Consider the following 13,426-nt stretch of genomic DNA (forward strand, 5'->3'; position numbering starts at 1 on the left):
CGCGCACCTCGGGCAGTGACTCACCGCATCCCGCGAGCAAGTCACTCTGTTAATTGAACCAGTCGCAAAGTAGCACGATCCGGCCACCCCGCGAAGGGGATTCCGAAAGTTTCCGACCGTGGTCCGTCAGGCGGGCGAACGACCCCGCACCCCGGACCGACGGCCCGGACGCTCGATGATCGAGCCACCGCTGATCGGCTGGTGACACTGATCGCACACCCAGCGCGGCTCCGGCGCGTGCTCGTGGTCGCGATGCCGGAAGACCAGCGCGTCGCCCTCCGGCGCGCGGAACCAGCGCTGCCCCCACGTGATCATCAGGTAGATCACGGGAAAGAAGTCGCGGCCCTTGTCGGTGAGGCGATACCACACCCAGCCGGGCCGGTCGGGGTTCGGTGCCGCCTCGGCGACGCCCGCCGCGACGAAGTCCTGCAAACGTCCCGCGATGATCGCCGGCGACGCGCCCACCCGCGCGCTGAAGTCGCGAAAACGGTGCGTGCCCAGCATGAGCGCGCCCAGTACCGCGACCGACCAGCGATTGCCGATGAGCCGCATGGTGTCGGGCAGGATCGCCGCCGCGCTCGCCGACGACGACCGCCTGCGCCCCGACGCGGCAGGCACGCTGCGTCCCCACTCCCCGCTGGGACCGGGGTCCGCGACGACGGAGTCCAGGTCGAGCACCTCCGCGCAGATCCCGCAGCGCAGCTCCGGCACGCACGGCGCTCCGCAGTCGGCGTGCACGATGCGCGGCAGGTCGACCGCGGCCGACGACCAGCGCAGTTCCCAGTTCCACAGTCCCAGCAGGATCGGCCACACGCCGCGCCCGCGCGGGGTCAGCAGGTACTCGTAGCGCCGCGGATTGTCCTGATAGGCGGACCGGGTGAACAGCCCGACGTCGGTGAGCTGGCTGAGCCGGTGGGTGAGCACCGCGTTGGAGATGCCCCCGCGCGACATCCAGTCCAGATACCGGCGATCCCCGCGCAACGCGTGGCGCAGGATCCACAGGTTCCATTCGTCGCCGAGCAGACCGAGCGTCACGGCGATCGCGTTGTCGCCGCCCGCTCGCAGCTCGGAAGGCGATCGCTTGCCGCACATGAGTTCCACATCCTACCGACCGGGCCCCGCCGCACGGCGCCGGAACCCGCACCACCCTGGACGAACCCCAGTGACTCTGTTAATAGTAGTAGAGACGCGCGGATCCGCGCGCTGCCGTCTGCGAAGGACTATGCGATGACCGATACGTCGATCTGGATTCTCGGTGGCTATCAGAGCGATTTCGCCAGGAACCTGGCGCGCGAGGGCGTCGACTTCGCCGGACTGTTCGCCGAAGTGGTCCCGGGCACCCTCGAGGCGGCCGCGACACCGGCCGCCGATATCGGAGTTATCCACGTGGGCAACGCCTTCGGCGAAATGTTCGCGCGCCAGGGCCATCTGGGCGCCATGCCCGCCACGGTGGTCCCGGAATTGCACGGCGTCCCGGCGACGCGGCACGAGGCGGCGTGCGCGTCGGGCTCTGTGGCGCTGCTGGCCGCGATCGCGGACCTGCGCACCGGCGACCACGACTGCGCGCTGGTGGTCGGCGCGGAACTGGAGAAGACCGTGCCGGGCGACGACGCGTCGGGGTACCTGGGCGCGGCCGCCTGGGTGGGCCACGAAGGCGAGGACGCGAAATTCGTGTGGCCCCATATGTTCTCGGTGGTGGCCGACGAGTACGACCGCCGCTACGGCCTGGACGAGCGGTACCTGCACTGCATCGCCGAGCTCAACTTCGCCAACGCCCGCCGCAATCCGAACGCCCAGACCCGCACCTGGTCGGTCCCCGATCTGGCCGCCGAGGGCGCGCGCGACGAGGTCAACCCGCTCGTGGACGGCCGGCTGCGGCGCTTCGATTGCAGCCAGATCACCGACGGCGGCGCGGGCCTGGTGGTGGTCAGCGACGCCTACCTGAAGGCCCACCCCGGCGCGAAGCCGGTGGCGCGGATCGCCGGGTGGGGGCACCGCACGGCCGCGCTCGACCTCGCGGCCAAACTGTCCCGCGCCGCCGGCGAGCCCTACATCTTCCCGCACCTGCGCCGCGCCGTGTCCGACGCGTTCACCAGGGCGCGCACCGATCTCGAGGGCGTGCACGGGCTCGAGACGCACGACTGCTTCACCCCGAGCGAGTATGTCGCGATCGACCACATCGGCCTGACCGATCCGGGACAATCGTGGCGGGCCATCGAGGACGGGGACATCGCGATCGGCGGCCGGTTCCCGATCAACCCGAGCGGCGGGCTGATCGGCGGCGGGCACCCGGTCGGCGCATCCGGGGTGCGGATGGTGCTGGACGCCGCGAAGCAGGTCGCGGGCACGGCCGGTGCGTATCAGGTCGAGGGGGCGTCGCGGTTCGCGACGCTGAACTTCGGCGGAAGCACCGCCACCGTCGTGAGCTTCGTCGTCGACGCGGCCTGAGACCGGAGAGGAATTCGTCATGGATGTCGAGATCGTCGGCCGGATGCTGTCGACGCTGTCCCCCGAGGACGACCACCCTTATCGCACCGGCCCGTGGCGGCCGCAGACCGTGGAGCGCGACGCCGACGACCTCGACGTGGTGGCCGGCGAGATCCCCCGCGACCTCGACGGGATCTACCTGCGCAACACCGAGAACCCGCTGCACCCCGCGATCAAGAACTACCACCCGTTCGACGGCGACGGGATGATCCACGTGGTCGGGTTCCGGGACGGAAAAGCCTTCTACCGCAACAGGTTCATCCGCACCGACGGACTGCTCGCGGAGAGCGAGGCGCGCGGGCCGCTGTGGGCGGGCATCTCCGAGATGCCGGAATGGTCGGCGCGCGAAGACGGTTGGGGCGCGCGTGGCCGGATGAAGGACGCGTCCAGCACCGACGTGGTCGTGCACCGCGGGATCGCGCTGACCAGTTTCTACCAGTGCGGCGATCTCTACCGCGTGAACCCCTACACCGCCGACACGCTCGGCAAGTCGACGTGGGGCGGCGCATTCCCTTCGCGCGCAGGCGTTTCCGCGCATCCGAAAATCGACGACGCGACCGGCGAGATGCTGTTCTTCAATTTCGGGAAGGACGCGCCGTACATGCACTACGGCGTGGTGGACGGCAACGACGACCTGGTGCACTACACCGACATACCGCTGCCCGGTCCGCGCTTGCCGCACGATATGGCGTTCACCGAGAACTACGCGATCCTCAACGATCTGCCGTTGTTCTGGGACGAGAAACTGCTGGCCGAGGGCGCGCACGTGCCGCGTTTCCATCGCGACGTGCCGTCCCGCTTCGCCGTGCTCCCGCGCCGGGGCGGGCCCGAGCAGATCCGCTGGTTCGAGGCCGATCCCACCTACGTGCTGCACTTCGTCAACGCCTACGAGGACGGCGACACCATCGTCCTGGACGGCTTCTTCCAGGACGAGCCCGAACCCGCCGACGACGTGCACGCCGACAAGTGGCAGCGCGCGTTCCGCTACCTGGCGCTCGACCGCTTCGAATCGCGGCTGCACCGGTGGCGCCTGGACCTGCGCACCGGCGCGGTGCGCGAGGAGCGGCTCACCGAGCGGATCACCGAATTCGGCATGCTGAACCCGCGTTTCGGCGGCCGGGCGCACCGCTACATCTACGCCTCGACGGGCAAGCCGGGCTGGTTCCTGTTCGACGGGCTGGTCCGCCACGACGTCCGCACGGGCGCCGAACGGCACTACGCCTACGGCGAGGGCGTCTACGGCAGCGAGACCGCGATGGCGCCCCGGGCCGGCGCGACGGCCGAGGACGATGGCTACTTGATCACGCTCACCACCGATATGAACCGGGACGCCTCGTTCTGCCTGGTGTTCGACGCGGCGCGGGTGGAGGACGGACCGGTCTGCACGCTCGCCCTGCCCGAGCGGATCTCCAGCGGCACGCATGCGACGTGGGCGGCGGGCGAGGAACTGCGGCGGTGGCACGAGACCGATCACGCGGCGAGCGCCGTCGGCCTGTGAGGGGTTGTCAGCGGCACCGTGGCGGTCTGGTCTGGTTCGCCGTGATGGTGCTCCTGTCGGCCGCCTTGTACCGAGCCCAGGGTCGGGACCGTCACGAATCTCAGGAGTAATCCCCTGTCCATCCAGTTCAATCACACGATCGTCGCGGCGCGCGACAAGCGCGAATCGGCGGAGTTCTGGGCCGACATGCTCGGCCTCACCCCCGGAGCGGAAGCGGGCCCGTTCATCCCGCTTCCCGTGGCCAATGGCGTCACTTTCGATTTCGCGGACATCCCGCCCCATGCGGAGATGGCGCCGCAGCACTACGCCTTCCTCGTCTCCGAGGAGGAGTTCGACGCAGCCTACGCCAAGATCCTGCGCTACAAGCTGGATCACTGGGCCGATCCGCGCCAGCAGGACGCGGGGCAGATCAACCACCACGACGGTGGCCGCGGCGTCTACTTCCTCGACCCCGCCGGCCACTATCTGGAGCTGATCACCGTGCCCTACGGCGGTTGGCCGGCGTAACCCGGGTCAGGCGCTCGGCGGCGTGGGTGGCCACTGGTTCGGCGTGACCGAGGTGGGCTTGCGGGACGCGTCGTCGTCCCAGTCGAATCGCACACCCACCCACGCCTTCGGGCGGTCGAAACGGATCTCGGTGGCGGTGAAGCGCGCCGCCACGAACGAGATGTCGCCGAAGAAATCGCCTTCGGCGAAGTCGATGAGGTGACCGGCGAACCCGGCGCGGGCGAAACTCACCGCCGAGTGGAATTCCGCACCGGTGAAACCGATCTCGCGGGTGCCCCGGCCGCGTCTGCGCGCCGGGGCGCCCAGTTCGGCCTCCTCGAACGACACGGCGGTGGCGTAGAACAGCGCGCCCGCGAAGGTGACGCGACGGCCCGCCAAGCGGGTGTGGTCGAAGTCGGTCTTGTCGCCGTCGAACACGACCTTCTCGAAGATCGTGTCGTCGGCGCGGAAGGTGGCCGCGCGGAACGAGGTGGCGGGACCGGCGAACCGCGCGCCGGTGAATCCGGTGCGGTCGCCGGTGAACACGGACTCGGCGAAGGTGGTCTTGGCGCTGTCGAACACCACGTCGTCGAAAGTGGTGCGACCCGCGTGGAATTCGGCCTTGTCGAAGTTCACCACCGGGACCCGGAAGGTGGCGCCGCGGAACGTGACGTGCACGCCGGTGAACCGGGTGCGATGGAAGTAGGCATCCCGGTCACCGACGAACACGCACTTGGCGAACAGGGTGCGCCGCCCGCCGAACTCCGTCGCCTCGAAATTCGCGTTCTCGAACACCGCGCCGGTGAAGTCGAAATCGCACCGTGACCACGACACATCGGAGAACGGCCGCAGGTGCTGGGCGATGACGCGCACGATCGTGCTGCGCACCTCGCGGTCGTTGTGCCGCAACTGCTGCACGCGCTCGACCCGGCGCCCGGCCTCCTCGACCGCCTCCGTGCGCGACACCAGATGGTTCGCGCCGTCCTCGGGGTCGTAGGGCAGTCGCAGATATCCGCACAGCACGTCGATGCACTGCTGGCGCCTGCTCGGCGCCGAGAACTCGTCGGCGACACCGGCCATCGCGTAGACACCGGCGATCCGCACGGCAGGATCGGTGTCGCCCAGTTGCGCCGCGGCCGCGCCGAACAGTTCCGCGAACCGCCCGCGTTCGGAGTCGCGCTGCCTGCGGTAGGCCACGACGAGGCCGATCGCCGCGCCGACGAACGCCGCCACCGACACGGCGATCTTGGCGAGGTCCATCTGCGTGGGCGTCTCGGCCCGCGCGCCGAACACCCACCACAGCACCCACCACGCCAGGCCCGCGATCGCCAGCGCGCCCAGCACCACGGTGATGACCGCCAGCAACAGCCCGGCGCGATGTAATCGGTTGATCGTCCTCCCCCGCCTTCGCATGAGCTGCATGTTAGCCCGACCGGCACCGGGCGACCACCCCGTCGTGGACGGCCGCCGCAGCGGCGCAACCGGTTTCACGGCCGCCGCGTCGCTAAGCTCGTCTCGTGACCAGCGAAGCGCACGCCGACCTCATCGCGGCGGTCCGGAACCTGCACGACGATCTGGCCGCCTGGCTCGGGTCGGCGGCCGCGCCCGAGGTCTTCGAGCGTTTCGCCGCCGCGCAGCACGTGGACTTCACGATCGTCACGGTGTCGGGTGAGATCGCGCACCGGACCGCACTGCTCGAAGGATTGGGTGGTGCGCGAAACACCGCCCCCGGCTTGACGATCGACGTGTCCGACATCACCGTCGTGGCGCGGGCCGGGGATCAGGCGGTGGTCCGGTTCCTGGAAAGCCACCGCAGGGACGGTCACACCTCCGCGCGACGTGTCACGGCAGTCCTACTAGCGCAAGGCGATTCATTCCGGTGGCTCACGGTGCACGAAACCGCCCTGCCCGACCGGTGACTCACGCTTCCGCGCGCACCCGCCCGCGCCGCACACCCAAGCCCGCCGCCACCAGGCAGGCCAGCGCCACCACCGCCACGAACCACGGGAACACCCGGTCCAGACCCCAGGTCGTCGCGGCCCACCCCGCCGCCACGGTGGGCAGCGCCATCGACGAGTACGCCAGCAGGTAGTACGCCGACATGGTCTCGCCGCGCCGGTTCTGCGGCACCACTTCCGAGAGGTGGCGCAGGGAGCCGCCGAAGCCGAGGCCGAAGGTCGCGCCGAGCACCACGCCCGCGCCGAGCACCGCCACCCAGCTGTGGGTGGCCAGCGCCGGCACCGTGAGCAGCAGCGCCAGCGCCATACCGATATCGCCGGCAATGGCCGCCCGGCGCGCGGGGATGCGGGTCGCGAACAACTGCGCGGTGGCACCCGCCAGCGCGGTCGTGGCCACCACCACGCCGCCGAACACCAGGTTGTGGATGCCGGTCTGGCGCGCCGCCAGCGACGGGTAGAGCGAGAGCAGCACACCGAGCACCGACCACGCCGCCATTACGCCGATCGCCGAGAACCAAAAGTCGGTGCGGATCTCATGCGGCACAGCCGGTTTCGCGATACGAATGCGCCCCGCGACCCGCGCGCCGTGCGGTTCGCGCAACCACAGCACACCCACGGCGATCGCGAGGCACACCACGGTGATCACCACGTACGGCGTGCGCAGCGGGTACGGCGCGTACTGCGCGAGCAGGGCCGAGCCCATGATCGCCACGGCCATACCGACATTGAACGCCACACCGCTGAGCTGCCCCGAGCGCGCGCCGCGATCGGGGCGCAGGTCCAGCAGCGCGGCCGCGCCGGCCACCACGGTCGCGCCGACCGCCATGCCGTGTAAGGCCCTGGCCAGCAACAGCATCGGCACCGAATCGGCCACCACGAACACCGCGAGCCCGGCGATCATGGTCGCGAACGCGCCCAGCAGCACCGGCTTGCGGCCCACCACGTCGGAGATGCGCCCCGACACCAGCACCGCCACCAACGCCGCGACGGCGTACACCGCGAACACCACCGTGGTGGTGAGCGGCGAGAGGTGCCACTCCTGTTCGTAGAGGCCGTACAAGGGGGCGGGCACGCCGGAGACGCCCAGGGCGACGCCGCTCGCGGCCAGGACGAGACCGTATGCCCAGCGCTGGGCGATCCGCTCGTCGGCGACCACGGCCGTTGACGCTGTCATCATGCTCCCGATCAGGTAAGTTTGACGTTGATCGAACTCCATCGACCCTACAACCCGGTTCGATGATCATCAAACCCCCTATTGTGTGAGGTGGATCATGACCGAGACCGAGACCCTCGCGCCGGTGGCGCCCCTGCCCACGGTGCTCGGCGCCCTGCAGGACCCGGTGCGGCTGGAGATGGTGCGCCGCCTCAGCAATGCGGGCACGGCCGTGCGCTGCGGCGCCCTCTACGACGTGATCAACAAATCGACCGCCACCCACCACTTCAGAATCCTGCGCGAAGCGGGCATCATCGAACGCCTGGTCATCGACGGCCACACCTGCCAGCGCCTGCGCGCCGACGACCTGGAATCCGCACTGCCGGGCGTGCTTCCGGCGATCGTCGACGCCGCCAACCGCGCCAGCGGGGACTGAGCGCGGCCCCGTTTCCGGCCGAGCGGGGACGGGTCGGCCGTGGCAGGGCAAGCCACACCAGCCGGCTACGGCACAGACGACTCCATCCCGTACCGTTGCGGCACCCCGGGAATATGGTCGGTCGTCAAATGCACCGTGCCCCACCACATTCCGGCCATCGCCAGCGCGCCTACCGCGAGCAGTCCCGCGAGGATCTTCCCCGGGCCGATCCACTCTCCCCACCGCGCGACCAAGGCCCGCACCGCCTCCACCACGAAGGTGAGCGCGATGAGGCAGAGCGTGGTCATCACCACCGCGAACGCGACCGGCTGGCGCGCGAAGAACCGGAGAATCCCCAAGGCGGCGAGCAGGATCACGCCACCCGGCACGACCACCACCAGGCCCACCATCACGTACGTCTCGTGCCCGTCGTGTTCGGCCTCGTCGGCGTAGCCGCGCATCCACGCCCGATACAGCGCCAGATGCGACAGCGCCGCGGCGACCACTGCGAACAGCATCACCCAGTAGCCGAGGCGAACGAGCCCGGTCGTCAACTCGGCGCGCACGAGCACCCCGCCCAACCAGGCCAGCAGGGTCACGCCGACCAGCATCACCAACGCGAGGACCGCCGACGGCCTGTCCCGGAGCCTGGTGCGGATGTAGCGCGGCGGCAGCCTGCGCCGCAACTTCCGGAAGACGCCGAACCACGCGAACGGCACCAGCACGAAGAACACCGCGCTGGCACCCCGAAGCGCGGAGATCGGCAGCAGCATCGACAGCGTCGCCGTCGCGAGCACGTACACCCACAGCACTGTCACCAATCCCAGCAACGCGCGCCACAGGATCGACGCCAGCATCCGGCGCGCCTCGGCGTCACCGGGCCGGGTCCCGAGCAGGCCGCGCAGCGTGGCGGCCGCGCGATACCGGTGGAACCCGTCCACCTCCAGCCGGGCCTTGATCCGCAGCAGGTTCTCGTTGGCGGGGTCTTCCGCGAGTCCGGCGTCGACGTGCGCCTGGGCGGCCTCGCGCTCGTGTAACTGGTGGAGCACGTCGGCGGCGGACGCGTGCACGTCGGCGTCGCCGGGGGTGAGCTCCACCGCGCGCTCGACCAGTTCCTTGGCCTCCGCGCTGATCGCGGGGTCCTGTGCCGAGTAGACCGCGAGCAGCAGGGCCAGGGCGAGCAGGACCGGTGTGCTGTGCGGTGCGAGCCGAACGGCCTCGCGCGCGCACCGGAGCGCCTCGTCCTTGTCCCCGAGCCCGGCCGAGGCCCACGCGACCGTCAGGTACGCGTCGACCCGCGCCGGATCGGCGGCGATGGCCTGCCGCCCGAGCCGCAGCGCCTCGTCGGTGTCGTCCAACCGGTACGCCACATCGGCCAGCAACTCGAGCAGCGCGGGATCGTCCGGCGCGCTCGCCAGCGCCTCCCCCGCGATGCGCCGTGCTTCGTCCAAGCGCCCCAGCTTCTTGGCGGCGCGCGCCCTTTCCAGCCGCGTCTCGACGTGCACAGTTCCCCCTCCCGCGGGCCGGATCACCCCGTCCCGCACCGTCTTTCGCCCGTCAGGCGTCCACCAACCGCCGCACCGCCGCGGGCAGGTCCCGCCTGCGCCGGTACGGTCCGGCCACCGACACCCCGTACGGCCGCGACAGCAGCGTGCGGGCGACGGCGCTGACCTCCTCGGTGGTGACGGCGTCGATGCGGCTCAGCGTCTCCGAGACGCTGCGGTGGTTGCCGTAGCTGAGTTCGCTGCGGCCGATGCGGTTCATCCGCGACGCCGAATCCTCCAGTCCCAGCACCAATCCCCCGCGCAGTGACCCCTTCGCGCGGGCGCATTCGGCGTCGGTGATGCCGTGTTCGGCGACCTCCTCGAGCACGGTGCGCGCCAGCGACGCCACCTTGCCCAGGTTCTCCGGCTGGCAGCCGATGTACACCGAGAACGCGCCGGTGTCGGCGAAGGTGTCCACGCTCGAGTACACCGAGTACGCCAGCCCGCGCTCCTCCCGGATGCGCTGGAACAGGCGCGAACTCAGCCCGCCGCCCACCACGGTGTTGAGCACCGACAGCGGCCAGCGGCGCTCGCCCTCGTGCCTGCCGAACGCGCGCACGCCGAACGCGAGGTGCGCCTGTTCGCTGTCGCGGTGGCTCCAGTGCAGCGACGGAGCGCCGGTCGGCCGGAAGCGGCCCTCGCGGCGCGGCGCGGGCTTGGCCGACGGGTCGAGCCGGTTCTCGAACGCGCGGTGCACCAGTTCCACGGTGTGGTCGTGCTCCACGTTGCCCGCGACCGCCACGACCATCCGGTCCGGCCGGTAGCGCCGCTGGTGGAAGCCGCGCAGCTGCGCGGCGTGCATGGCCTCGATGGACTCCACCGAGCCGATCACCGGCCGCCCGATCGGGTGATCCCCGAACAGGGCGGTGAGGAACGCGTCGCCGACCAGGTCCTCGGGGTCGTCGTCGCGCATCGCGATCTCCTCGAGCACCACCTGCCGCTCCACGTCCACGTCCTCGGCGCGGCACAACCCGTTGAGCACCACATCCGAGACCAGGTCCACCGCCAGCGGCAGGTCCTCGTCGAGGACGTGCGCGTAGTAGCAGGTCTGTTCCTTCGCGGTGAACGCGTTGAGCTCGCCGCCGACCGCGTCCATCGCCTGCGCGATGTCCAGGGCGGTGCGACTCGGCGTGGCCTTGAACAGCAGATGTTCCAGGAAGTGCGCCGCGCCCGCGACCGTGCGGCCCTCGTCGCGCGAGCCGACGCCGACCCATACGCCGATGGAGGCCGAACGCACACCGGGTAGATGTTCGGTGACCACCCGCAGTCCGCCGGGCAACTCCGTGCGCCGGACCCCGGTGTCCACCATCGTCGTCTCGTCCACCCGCCGCTCCAGTGACGAACCCCCCTGCCCGGTCGGGAGCAGGGGGGTTGCCGTCTTCTTCGTCGTCACAAAGACCAGTACTACTCGGTTCCGGCTTCGACGGCATCCGCCGCGGCGGGTTCCTCGGCGTTCTCCTCGACCGGGATCAGCGAGATCTTGCCGCGGTTGTCGATATCGGCGATCTCCACGCGCAGCTTGTCGCCGACGTTCACCACGTCCTCGACCTTGGCGACGCGCTTGCCGTTGCCCAGCTTGGAGATGTGCACCAGGCCGTCGCGGCCGGGCAGCAGCGAGACGAACGCGCCGAAGGCGGTGGTCTTGACGACCGTGCCCAGGAAGCGCTCGCCGACCTTCGGCAGCTGCGGGTTGGCGATGGCGTTGATCGCGTCGATCGCGGCCTGCGCCGACGGGCCGTCGGTCGCGCCGACGAACACGGTGCCGTCGTCCTCGATGGAGATGTTGGCGCCGGTGTCCTCGGTGATCTGGTTGATGACCTTGCCCTTGGGCCCGATCACCTCGCCGATCTTGTCGACCGGGATCTTGATCGCGGTGACGCGCGGCGCGTACGGGCTCATCTCGTCCGGGGTGGCGATGGCCTCGGCCATCACGTCCAGGATGGTGACGCGGGCGTCGTGCGCCTGGCTCAGCGCGCCGGCCAGCACCTGCGAGGGGATGCCGTCCAGCTTGGTGTCCAGCTGCAGCGCGGTGACGAAGTCGCGGGTGCCGGCGACCTTGAAGTCCATATCGCCGAACGCGTCCTCGGCGCCCAGGATGTCGGTCAGCGCGACGTAGCGGACCTCGTCCTCGCCCTTGTCGTTGGTGACGGTGTCGGACACCAGGCCCATCGCGATGCCCGCGACCGGCGCCTTGAGCGGCACACCGGCGTTCAGCAGCGCGAGGGTGGAGGCGCACACCGAGCCCATCGAGGTGGAGCCGTTGGAGCCCAGCGCCTCCGACACCTGACGGATCGCGTACGGGAACTCCTCCTGGCTGGGCAGCACGGGGATCAGCGCCCGCTCCGCCAGCGCGCCGTGGCCGATCTCGCGGCGCTTGGGCGAGCCCACGCGACCGGTCTCACCGGTGGAGTACGGCGGGAAGTTGTAGTGGTGCATGTAGCGCTTGGAGGTCTCCGGGCCGAGCGAGTCGACCTGCTGCGCCATCTTCACCATGTCGAGGGTGGTGACGCCCATGATCTGGGTCTCACCGCGCTCGAACAGCGCCGAACCGTGCGCGCGCGGCACCACGGCCACCTCGGCGGACAGGGCGCGGATATCGGCCAGGCCGCGGCCGTCGATGCGGAAGCCCTCGGTGAGGATGCGCTGGCGCACCAGCTTCTTGGTCACCGAGCGGAACGCGGCGCCCAGCTCCTTCTCGCGGCCGGCGAAGTCGTCGGCCAGCCGGTCCAGCACGGCGAGCTTGACCTCGTCGATCTTGGCCTCGCGCTCCTGCTTGTCGGCGATGCTGAGCGCCTGGTTCAGCTCCACCTTCGCGGTGCCCTCGACGGCCTCGAACACGTCGGACTCGTAGGGCAGGAACACCGGGAACTCACCGGTCGGCTTGGCGGCCAGCTCGGCGAGGTCGGACTGCGCGCGGCACAGGCGGGCGATGAACGGCTTGGCGGCCTCGAGGCCCTCGGCCACCACGGCCTCGGTCGGCGCCTGCGCGCCGCCCTCGATCAGCGCGATGACCTTCTCGGTGGCCTCGGCCTCGACCATCATGATGGCGACGTCACCGGACTCGACCACGCGGCCCGCGACCACCATGTCGAACACGGCGTCCTCGAGCTGCTCGTTGGTCGGGAACGCGACCCACTGGCCCTCGATCAGCGCGACGCGCACGCCGCCGACCGGGCCGGAGAACGGCAGGCCCGCGATCTGGGTGGACGCGGACGCGGCGTTGATCGCCACCACGTCGTAGAGGTCCTTGGGATCCAGGCTCAGCACGGTGACCACGACCTGGATCTCGTTGCGCAGGCCGTCGACGAACGACGGGCGCAGCGGGCGGTCGATCAGGCGGCAGGTCAGGATCGCGTCGGTGGAGGGGCGGCCCTCGCGACGGAAGAACGAGCCGGGGATGCGGCCCGCGGCGTACATGCGCTCCTCGACGTCCACCGTCAGCGGGAAGAAGTCGAACTGGTCCTTGGGCGCCTTGCTGGCGGTGGTCGCCGACAGCAGCATGGTCTCGTCGTCCAGGTAGGCGACGACGGAGCCGGCGGCCTGGCGGGCCAGGCGTCCGGTCTCGAAACGCACGGTGCGGGTGCCGAAGCTGCCGTTATCGATCAGCGCGACGGATTCGAACACACCGGGCTCGACCTCCACGGCCGAGGACTTGCGTTCAGTTGTTTCGGTCATCTCTCTTCTCTCAACCTCTCGTCTCGCCGGCTCGAGCGCATGCGAGCGCGAGCCGACTGTCGTCAGCCGTACCCGGCACGGGCGCGCGGCAGCCTTCTCGGCCGCGACGCGCACACCCGGCCGTGTCCCCTTGGAGACGGCGACGCGGAGGCGGTCATCGATCGAAGCCCAACGGCGGATTTCTCACCGGCCGAGAGGCCACTACCGAAG

The 13,426-nt window shown here is 70.3% G+C and carries 11 protein-coding genes; 5 read left to right on the plus strand and 6 right to left on the minus strand.

Annotated features, from left to right (window positions below; translation table 11 throughout):
* Positions 1-126: 126 nt before the first annotated feature.
* A complete protein-coding gene (locus tag OHB21_RS34630) occupies positions 127-1,092 on the minus strand; it encodes a winged helix-turn-helix transcriptional regulator (protein ID WP_067512986.1) in 966 nt (321 codons plus the stop codon).
* 135 nt (positions 1,093-1,227) lie between these two features.
* Here OHB21_RS34630 and OHB21_RS34635 point away from each other — a divergent pair, with 135 nt between their 5' ends.
* The 3 genes from OHB21_RS34635 (at position 1,228) to OHB21_RS34645 (ending at position 4,492) form a co-directional block, all read left to right on the plus strand.
* Entirely contained in the window at positions 1,228-2,448 is a 1,221-nt protein-coding gene (locus OHB21_RS34635; protein WP_195125556.1) for an acetyl-CoA acetyltransferase, read from the plus strand.
* Between the two features lie 19 nt (positions 2,449-2,467).
* Positions 2,468-3,985, plus strand: coding sequence for a carotenoid oxygenase family protein (locus OHB21_RS34640; RefSeq protein ID WP_195125555.1), 1,518 nt, complete (start codon positions 2,468-2,470; stop codon positions 3,983-3,985).
* A 114-nt stretch (positions 3,986-4,099) separates the two neighbouring features.
* Entirely contained in the window at positions 4,100-4,492 is a 393-nt protein-coding gene (locus OHB21_RS34645; protein WP_067512943.1) for a VOC family protein, read from the plus strand.
* A gap of 6 nt (positions 4,493-4,498) precedes the next feature.
* On the opposite strand, the gene OHB21_RS34650 is transcribed toward OHB21_RS34645, so the two are convergent.
* Positions 4,499-5,884: a pentapeptide repeat-containing protein gene (locus OHB21_RS34650; protein ID WP_067512982.1), complete on the minus strand. Its 1,386-nt coding sequence runs from the start codon at positions 5,882-5,884 to the stop codon at positions 4,499-4,501.
* A 104-nt stretch (positions 5,885-5,988) separates the two neighbouring features.
* On the opposite strand from OHB21_RS34650, the gene OHB21_RS34655 reads away from it, so the two are divergent.
* Complete coding sequence (locus OHB21_RS34655) at positions 5,989-6,390, plus strand: nuclear transport factor 2 family protein (protein WP_067512941.1); 402 nt, start codon at positions 5,989-5,991, stop codon at positions 6,388-6,390.
* A 1-nt stretch (position 6,391) separates the two neighbouring features.
* Here OHB21_RS34655 and OHB21_RS34660 read toward each other — a convergent pair whose 3' ends face one another.
* On the minus strand, positions 6,392-7,603 hold the full coding sequence (locus OHB21_RS34660) for an MFS transporter (RefSeq protein ID WP_067512980.1): 1,212 nt from the start codon (positions 7,601-7,603) through the stop codon (positions 6,392-6,394).
* 97 nt (positions 7,604-7,700) lie between these two features.
* Between OHB21_RS34660 and OHB21_RS34665 the strand changes: the two genes are divergently transcribed.
* On the plus strand, positions 7,701-8,018 hold the full coding sequence (locus OHB21_RS34665) for an ArsR/SmtB family transcription factor (protein ID WP_067512939.1): 318 nt from the start codon (positions 7,701-7,703) through the stop codon (positions 8,016-8,018).
* A 65-nt stretch (positions 8,019-8,083) separates the two neighbouring features.
* Here the strand turns inward: OHB21_RS34665 and OHB21_RS34670 are convergent, their stop codons facing one another.
* From OHB21_RS34670 to OHB21_RS34680, 3 genes are all read right to left on the minus strand, one after another.
* Positions 8,084-9,502 carry a tetratricopeptide repeat protein gene (locus OHB21_RS34670; RefSeq protein ID WP_195125554.1) on the minus strand — a complete coding sequence of 473 codons (1,419 nt, stop codon included), beginning with the start codon at positions 9,500-9,502 and terminating at the stop codon, positions 8,084-8,086.
* 52 nt (positions 9,503-9,554) lie between these two features.
* Entirely contained in the window at positions 9,555-10,850 is a 1,296-nt protein-coding gene (locus OHB21_RS34675) for a M16 family metallopeptidase (protein ID WP_067512978.1), read from the minus strand.
* A 95-nt stretch (positions 10,851-10,945) separates the two neighbouring features.
* Positions 10,946-13,216 (minus strand): polyribonucleotide nucleotidyltransferase, encoded by a 2,271-nt coding sequence (locus OHB21_RS34680; protein WP_067512935.1) that lies wholly within the window; start codon positions 13,214-13,216, stop codon positions 10,946-10,948.
* Between the last annotated feature and the right edge of the window lie 210 nt (positions 13,217-13,426).

It is taken from the genome of Nocardia puris (assembly GCF_036051655.1).
Taxonomy (GTDB): Bacteria; Actinomycetota; Actinomycetes; order Mycobacteriales; family Mycobacteriaceae; genus Nocardia; species Nocardia puris.

Bases quoted from the DNA above. Each gene is read 5' to 3' on its own strand.
- OHB21_RS34640 (WP_195125555.1), top strand. From the start codon at position 2,468: ATGGATGTCGAGATCGTCGGCCGGATGCTGTCGACGCTGTCCCCCGAG.
- OHB21_RS34680 (WP_067512935.1), bottom strand. From the start codon at position 13,216: ATGACCGAAACAACTGAACGCAAGTCCTCGGCCGTGGAGGTCGAGCCC.
- OHB21_RS34665 (WP_067512939.1), top strand. From the start codon at position 7,701: ATGACCGAGACCGAGACCCTCGCGCCGGTGGCGCCCCTGCCCACGGTG.
- OHB21_RS34675 (WP_067512978.1), bottom strand. From the start codon at position 10,850: ATGGTGGACACCGGGGTCCGGCGCACGGAGTTGCCCGGCGGACTGCGG.
- OHB21_RS34630 (WP_067512986.1), bottom strand. From the start codon at position 1,092: ATGTGCGGCAAGCGATCGCCTTCCGAGCTGCGAGCGGGCGGCGACAAC.
- OHB21_RS34650 (WP_067512982.1), bottom strand. From the start codon at position 5,884: ATGCGAAGGCGGGGGAGGACGATCAACCGATTACATCGCGCCGGGCTG.
- OHB21_RS34635 (WP_195125556.1), top strand. From the start codon at position 1,228: ATGACCGATACGTCGATCTGGATTCTCGGTGGCTATCAGAGCGATTTC.
- OHB21_RS34660 (WP_067512980.1), bottom strand. From the start codon at position 7,603: ATGACAGCGTCAACGGCCGTGGTCGCCGACGAGCGGATCGCCCAGCGC.